At 60.9% G+C, this 7824-nt stretch carries 6 protein-coding genes; 2 read left to right on the plus strand and 4 right to left on the minus strand.

Annotated elements, in window-relative coordinates; translation table 11 throughout:
* Positions 1 to 654: ECF-type sigma factor (locus WBP53_RS01965; RefSeq protein WP_423925398.1), on the plus strand; the 654-nt coding region annotated here is incomplete at its 5' end.
* On the plus strand, positions 651 to 3005 hold the full coding sequence (locus WBP53_RS01970; protein WP_423925400.1) for a protein kinase domain-containing protein: 2355 nt from the start codon (positions 651 to 653) through the stop codon (positions 3003 to 3005). The genes WBP53_RS01965 and WBP53_RS01970, both read left to right, overlap by 4 nt.
* 175 nt (positions 3006 to 3180) lie before the next feature.
* Here WBP53_RS01970 and WBP53_RS01975 read toward each other — a convergent pair whose 3' ends face one another.
* The 4 genes from WBP53_RS01975 to WBP53_RS01990 form a co-directional block, all read right to left on the minus strand.
* Complete coding sequence (locus WBP53_RS01975) at positions 3181 to 4065, minus strand: ion transporter (RefSeq protein ID WP_423925402.1); 885 nt, start codon at positions 4063 to 4065, stop codon at positions 3181 to 3183.
* Positions 4066 to 4251: 186 nt separating this feature from the next.
* Positions 4252 to 4545, minus strand: coding sequence for a glycosyltransferase family 9 protein (locus WBP53_RS01980; protein ID WP_423925404.1), 294 nt, complete (start codon positions 4543 to 4545; stop codon positions 4252 to 4254).
* A 689-nt stretch (positions 4546 to 5234) separates the two neighbouring features.
* Positions 5235 to 6740, minus strand: coding sequence for a serine hydrolase domain-containing protein (locus WBP53_RS01985; RefSeq protein WP_423925406.1), 1506 nt, complete (start codon positions 6738 to 6740; stop codon positions 5235 to 5237).
* A 51-nt stretch (positions 6741 to 6791) separates the two neighbouring features.
* Positions 6792 to 7824 (minus strand): GlxA family transcriptional regulator (locus WBP53_RS01990; RefSeq protein WP_423925408.1); only part of this gene is annotated, 1033 nt, incomplete at its 5' end.

Below are 7824 nucleotides of genomic sequence, written 5' to 3' on the forward strand. Positions count from 1 at the left end.
GCAATTGGCAACCGGCCGCGCGAGCCTTGGCCCCGACGAAACTTCGCGGCGGGGCATTCGAACGTGCAACAACCCGGCAATTCGAGTGTGACCCAGCTGATTGCAGCGTGTGCCGGCGATGACGCCAGCCTGCTTTCACGCGTGTTTCCCCTGGTTTACGCAGAGCTCAGGCAGATCGCGCATCGCGCCCTCCTGCGCTCGAGCGGCAATGCCACGTTGTCGACCACGGCGCTGGTCCACGAAACCTACATCAAGCTGGTCGGCCATTCAAAACTGGCTGTCAACGACCGCTCACATCTGTTCGCGCTGTGCGCCCGCGCCATGCGTCAGATCGTCGTCGACCACGCCCGTCGTCGACATGCCGACAAGCGTGGTGGTCAACAGACTCTGCTTTCACTGAGTGGCGTCGACCCGGACAGCACGGACAGACCGGAAACCATCGTCGCGCTCGATGAAGCATTGAAAGCGCTGCACGAACGCGACCCGCGACTGGTACGCATCGTCGAGTATCGCGTTTTCGCGGGTCTCGATACGCAGCAGATCGCCGACCTGCTCGGACTGACGCCACGCAGCGTCCAGTTGGACTGGCTGCGGGCCAAGGCATGGGTTGGCCAGGCGCTTGCGCCGGAATCGAGTTCCGAGGGCGAACCTTGAGCAATCTTCCCGACTCCGAACACTGGCAGCAGCTCGACAATGCCTTGCGCAGCGTGCTGGAAATTGATGTCGACGAGCGTGAAGCGTGGGTCACTGCACACTGCGCTGACAATCCCGGAATCGGCGACGAATTGCGGCGCCTGCTCGGCTATTCCGACAAGGTCGGCGCACTCGATCAGCTTGGTCACTCCAGATGGATGGCAGACGCGCTTGATTCCCTGCCTGGCGAAGTCAATCAGGTGGCTGATTGGCGTATTCTCGAACGCATCGGCGCGGGCGGAATGGCCGAGGTGTTCCTTGCCGAGCGTGACAGTGCAGGTGTCTGTCAACGCGCTGCGCTCAAGCGCATGGCAGGGGAACTGGGGTCTGCCCACCTGACCGAGCGGTTTCAGCGCGAGCGCCAAATCCTCGCGCGCCTTTCAGATGCGCGAATCGCGCGCTACATGGATGGGGGAATCGATCCCAACGGGCGGCCATGGCTGGCAATGGAATACATCGATGGAACGCCGATCGACAGCTACTGCGCTTCAAGAGAGCTGGGGCTTCGCAGTCGGTTGCGGCTCTTTATCGAATTGTGTGGCGCGGTAGCCCATGCCCATCGCCATCTGGTCGTGCATCGCGATATCAAGCCTTCCAATGTCATGGTCAGCAACGATGGTCAGATCAAGTTGCTCGATTTCGGCATTGCCAAGGCGCTCGAGGTCGAGGACATCGAAGCTACGCGGACGAGCTCGCGAATACTGACGCCCCGCTACGCGAGCCCCGAGCAGTTGAGCGGCGATCCCGCCAGCACCCTGACCGATGTTTACCTGCTGGGTTTGTTGCTGTTCGAGCTGATTGCGGGGGAGCGTCCCTTCGCCGACCGTGAGTCCGATCCGTTCCTGCTGGAGAAGGCCCTGCGCGAAGATGCCCCTCCGCCGCCCAGCCATGTCCTTTCCCGACGACAGCGGGCAGGCACGGGTAGCAACTCGAGCATCGCTGCGGCTGAAGCGCGTGGCGATATCGATGCAATCGTGCTCAAGGCCTTGCGCAGCGAACCCGGCCAGCGCTACGCCAGCGTCAGCGAACTGGCTGCGGATCTCGAGCGTCACCTGCAGCTTCTTCCGGTCCAGGCTCGCCGTGGGGGATGGCGCTATCGGGCTTCTCGCTATTTCAGGCGTCATTCGTTCGCCACCATCGTGTCCGCGTTGGCACTGCTGGCCCTGCTGAGCGGTTTGTTCATCGCCCTGTACCAGCGCGATCTTGCGCGCATCGAAGCCGACAAATCCGAACGTGTCCTCGAATTCATGGTCGACAACTTCCGGATCGCCAATCCGAGTCGAACCGAAGGTGCGTCCATCAGTGCGCGCGAATTGCTCGATCGCGGCGCAGCACGTATCCCGGCATTGCTGGCGGAAGCACCCACCGCGCGAGCCGACCTTCTCGATGCGATGAGCGAAGCCTATGCCGGCCTGAGCCTCTACGAAGAGGCCCTGAGCCTTGCCGACACGTCCATTCCGCTGCGTCGTGACGCCGGCAACCCCGTGCTGATCGCGAGATCCGTCATGCTGCGCGCATCGGCACTGAAAAGCCTGACCCGCAACGACGAGGCGGCGCAAGCCCTGGCGCAGGCACGCATGCTGTTGCCGGAAATGGACGATTCGGCACAGGCATCGGCGGTCAAGGCGAGAATGCTGAGCCTCAGCGCCTTGCTGCACTTGCTTGACAAGGAGTATCCGCAGGCGCGGAGCGAATGGTCACAGGCGCTTGCCATCTATCGTCGCCTCTATGGCCCACTCGACGAACGCACCATCGACAGCGCATTGATGCTCAGTCGCGTACTCGCGTCGCAGGAAGATTTCGAGGACTCGATGCGCATACTCAATGAAATCATCGAGCCGCTGCGTCGTGTCGTTCCACAGCGTCCGGCGCGCCTGCATGAAGCGCTCAACGCGCTCGGTGGTGCGCAAAACAAGCGCGGAGATCATGCAGGCGCCGAGGCGACGCATCGCGAGGCTGCCGTGCTCGCTGAGCAGGTGTTCGGATCCCAGCACTTCTACGTCGCAATCGAACAGCACAACATCGGCAAGGCATTGCTGCAGCAGAACAGGGCAGACGATGCGCGGGCACCCTTGCGACGGGCTCTGGAAATCGCCGAGGAGGCTCTGCCGCCCACGCACGGACTGTCTGCTTCCATACTGATGAACCTGTCACTCGCCGAGGCCGGCGCAGGCGATTGTTCCGCCGCGCGAACCTACCACCAGCGCTTGCTCGACCTGCTTGCGGAAAATCCGGCTGCCCGAGGCGTGGATTCGGAACGGACAGCCGAACAGATACAACAATGCAATGCGCGATTGGCCGCAGCACGGTAGAGGCTCCGCTTCGCAGAAATCATCTCCAGGTGAGAGATCGCGCGTCAGTGCCTGCCTCGCCTGGATCCGGTGAATCCCGTACTTCAGCGCGGCGATAAACACTGCGCATATCCGAGGACCAACGACAGCCGACCGCACGTCCGGAGTTCTGGCAAGCTCCGAGGACCCGAGGCCCTCAACTTTCCTTGTCGTCAATTGGCATGCGTTCGCCACAGCAATGGCAATAGCGGGCCTCTGCATGATGCTCACGCTCCCCGCAACGCAGACAGGAGTCTTCGACGTCCATCTGCCGAACGGCACGCTTTTCCATGCCCGACTGGATCAGATGGGCACCAAAGATCCCTGTCGGCACGGCGATGATGCCGTAACCGATCAGTATCATGATCGAGGTGATGAACTGGCCGAGTGGCGTCTGGGGCGTGATGTCGCCAAAGCCGACAGTGGCCATGGTCACGATGGCCCAGTACATCGCGTGCGGGATGCTCGAAAATCCATGCTCGGGGCCTTCGACCAGATACATTACCGCGCCAAACACCACGGTGATGAGCACCACGAACAGGACGAACAGACCGATCTTGCGCCGACTGGCATGCAGGGCGCGCATCAGTTCCGAACCTTCCTTGGAAAATTCGACCATCTCGAGGATGCGGAACACGCGCAGGATGCGCAGGACGCGAATCACGAGCAGGTGATCGGCGCCGACGACAAACAGGCTGATATACGTGGGCAAGGCCGCGAGCAGGTCAATGACCCCGTAGAAGCTCAGCGCATAACGCAGTGGCCGACGAACGATGCTGAGGCGGATCAGGTACTCGATGGAGAACAGGATGGTGAACACCCACTCCACCGCATAGAAGTAGCTCCCATAGTGGGCATGCAACAAGGCCACGCTGTCGAGCAGGGCAACCAGGACGCTGATCGCAATCGCGATAAGCAGAGCGACGTCAAAGCGGCGCTCGTCCGGCTCATGATGACGAAACATCAGGCGGAACATATAGGCACGCCATCCATCCTTCTGGATCGGGCGCAGCTCGGGTTCCAACCACTCCGGTGGTGCCATGTCTATCCGGGTCCCTGTTATTTCGTTGCCGCTGCCGTATCTCTAGCTGCGGTGCCTGGGTGCGCCGGAAGGATAGCAGCCAGCATGGCGTCTTACAGGTTTCTCAGGTTTGCCAAAACGGCTGACGATGAGCTGTGCGGGTGTCCTGCCCTTCGATCAGGCCTGCCCGATCTCGGGAAAGGTTGTTCAGATTCCTTCGACACGAACCCGTTGCTTCGTCGTGCAATGCATCAACGGCGATCTTCCGGCACCCTTCTCGACGGCGGGATCAAGAGTCAGGTCGTAGCGCTCACGCCTGATCTCCCGGGTCAGGCGCAGCCAGCTCCACGGATGGCGCCATCCATACCGGGGCAACTCAAAAGCACGGCCGAAGTTCGGAAAGTCGGCTAACAACGCGCCGGAGCCTTCACCAGACACCACCGCGTCGACCTGGGCCCCCGGATAGTCTCGATGCAGGGCGGCAACGAGGGGAGTCATCATGATCAAATCTCCTGCCTGGTGTCGGGGCAGGCACAGCAGGATTCGATAAATTCCGCTGCGTGGAAACGAGGATGCAAGCTCGTTGGCCGGCCTGCCAGCACGCTCGACGGAAATCGCGCTGGGTTTCAACCAGCGACTGCGCGAGTTGGACGCAGTCTGTCGCCCCCACAGGCCGGAACGTCTCTGACGCCTGTCTTGCCATGGTGTAGACGAGATCATGCGCCTAAACCCCAGATTGCAGCCGTGTGCCTGATCAGGTTCGCGCGCACGCAACGAGATGGTCCGGAGCGGCGCCCGGACAGACTGAAATCGATGCCCTTGGAAGGACGACGCACGTTCATGCAAACACCTCATCTGGAGTTCGCACGATAGGATCGTGACTGTTAAGAACCCCTCACGGGAAGATGAAGCTTTCGGGTAAATGGGCTTGCTTGAGCAACCACGGACGCGGCGCTTCAGTCAATCAGTGCGTGATGAGCCGTCGAGCAAAGCCCTGACGTGGCGAGTCAGGCAACCAATGTGGGTGTACTCCGATCAACAGACCTCAGTGAAAATGTACTGGGCACAAGCATTTCGGCACACCCGAGGGCGGAACCGCCCCGAAGCAGAAAGCAAACCGCATCAGTTACTGACTCCGATGGAGATGCGGAGCCCCTCCCGACTGTTCTCAGCCATCGCTATCCAACGCCCTACTTGGCCATGCGCACAAGGTCGATGGCAAACGGAAGCAAGTAGTCGAGTCGTTGCGGTGACGAGTAAGCAACGATGGCTCCCGAAAGGCGATTGTGAGTGTGCACCAGCTTCAGCAGCAACAGAGGAGCATCGTTCGCGCCGATGCCTCGCGTCGGTAGTCGGCCCGGGAAGCCACTGATGAACGAATCGCCATTGACCATCGCTCGGAGGTTTGCCTCGGTGGTGGCTTTGAGCTTGGCGGGATCGGCGTAGCGAATGGTCCCGTTTCCTTCCGAATCCAGCTCCAGCGTGCAGGAAAGCTTGACTCCATCGACGGTGATCGTGCCCACCCAACGACCGAGAAACTCGGGCTGACCAGCGTACGGGACATAGCTGGCGACGGGATCCAGTGGTGCGGATTGATAGTCTGGTACGACTGCCGCAATCATCAGGTCCGCAATTGCCTGGGACAAATTATTGGCATCCGTTCGGTTGCTGAGTACCACAGCCACGATGCCTTGTTCGGGGAGCATCTTGATGATGGTGCTGGCGCCGGGCATCCCGCCTTCGTGCCAGACGACGCGATGTCCACCGTCGTCGGGTCGAACGTACCATCCGAGCCCGTAGTACGCGGCGCCGTAGTAGTGCTGGAACGCACGCGGATCGGCGTTGACCTGCATCCTCAGGACATCTTCCCGGTTCAGCGGCGGATGGGCCACGCTGCCCGGATCAAGATGAAACATCCCGAAGCGGACAAGATCATGCACGCTCGCGAAGGCGTTGCCTGCACCCGGCGTGTTGTTGCGAAGCGTCGGAAGCCGCGTTGACTCGGCGTCATACCTGACTGCTACCGAAATCGCTCGTCCAGATGGATCATCGACGAAGGAGTCCTTCATTTCCAGTGGGCGGAAGACTGCCTGATCCACGAATTCGGCAAACGGCTGTCTGGCCTGCCGCTCGATTATTTCGCCGATCAATCCGTAGCCAAGGTTCGAGTACTCCGCCACGCGCCCCGGAGGTGCAACCAGAACGCCGTAGCGACGAAATTCGTCGTCGAGCGAACTGGCGTGTGCGATGGCATCACCGTAGTAGATTCGCGCATAAGTCCCCAGGCCGGACGTGTGGCTCAACAACTGCAGCAAGTTGACCTGCCTGGCTTCGCCCGCGGCGTCCCGAAAGCGCAGCGTCGTGACATAGGATTCGACGGGGGCCGAAAGGCTGACTTCCTTCCGTTCGTGCAGCACCATCAGTGCCGTTGCGGTAATTGGCTTGGTGGCCGAGGCCAGGGAATAGGCGGTGTGGGTCGTCGCCGGGACTCGCGCTTCAACATCGGCAAAGCCAAATGCGTGTTCGTAGACAATCTTGCCGTCCTTGGCGATGGCAATGGCGAGTGATGGGGAACTGCCTTCTTCCACGGCCTTCAAAGCGCGGGATTCGACTTTGCTGAAGTCGTATTGATCCGCGGCCATGGCGGGCTGCGCTGCCAGGAGCATGGCAAGAACAATCGATCGTCTGATTCGCATTTCCAGGATTCTCTGGTTGGGGACAGGATGGTCGGGCACATCCGACTATCGCTATGGCGATGCCGTGGCACTGAAACGCGCCCGGAATTGCACGGGCGCGATGCCGAAACGTCGCTCGAACGCCCGGCGGAATACGTCGGCGCTGTGGAAGCCCACCGCTTCGGCAATCTGTTCGACACTGGCGTTGCCAGCGAGCAGTCGCTGCCCCGCTTCTTCGGTGCGTAGTCGTTCCACATACGCCGCCGGCGGCATGCCCAGAGCGAGTTTGAACCGGCGCCCCAATTGCCTCGGGCTCACCTGGCATCGCTCGGCAAGTCGTTCTACCGTCAGGTCGTCGGCCAAGTGCTCGATCATCCATGCGCACAGTTCCGCCAAACGGCCAAGCGTGCCTGCCTGAAAGCTCAAGCGCTCGGAGAACTGGCTCTGTCCGCCGGGGCGTTTGAGATAGACAACCAATTCACGTGCGACGGCCAAGGCAAGCTTCGGACCGTGGTCCTCCTCCACCAGTGCCAACGCCAGGTCGATGCCCGCGGTTATTCCTGCCGAGGTGTAGAGCTTTCCCTGTTTGATAAAAATGGCATCAGGATCAACCTTGACCCTGCTGTAACGGGCTGCAAATGCTTCGGCATGCCGCCAGTGGGTGGTGGCGGTGCGGCCGTCCAGCAATCCGGCTTCGGCCAGCGCGTAAATACCGGTGCATACGGAGGCGATACGGCGAATCGAGCGGTGGTGCCGTCGCAGCCATTGCGAAATCACTCGCAATGGACCTGGTTCACGCAACCCGCTTCCGCCAGGCATGAACAGAGTGTCGAGCGCAGGCACGTCAGCCAGTGCGACCTGGGGCAGAAATGAGATACCCGATTCAGAAGCGAAGGCACGCTTGTCCAGACCGACCACGACCAGCTCATAAGCCAGCCGGGGTCCGTCACTGCCTCTGGCGTCGACAAGTTGATTCGCAGTCGCAAACACTTCAAGGGGGCCGATCAAGTCGAGGGCCGTAATCCGCGGATAACCGATGAATCCGATCATTCTGATACGCGATGAAGTGCTCATGGCTTCAATGATGCCGCTCGCCGTGTGTGTC

This window comes from Dokdonella sp. (assembly GCF_049593775.1).
In the GTDB taxonomy this organism is placed as follows: domain Bacteria; phylum Pseudomonadota; class Gammaproteobacteria; order Xanthomonadales; family Rhodanobacteraceae; genus Dokdonella.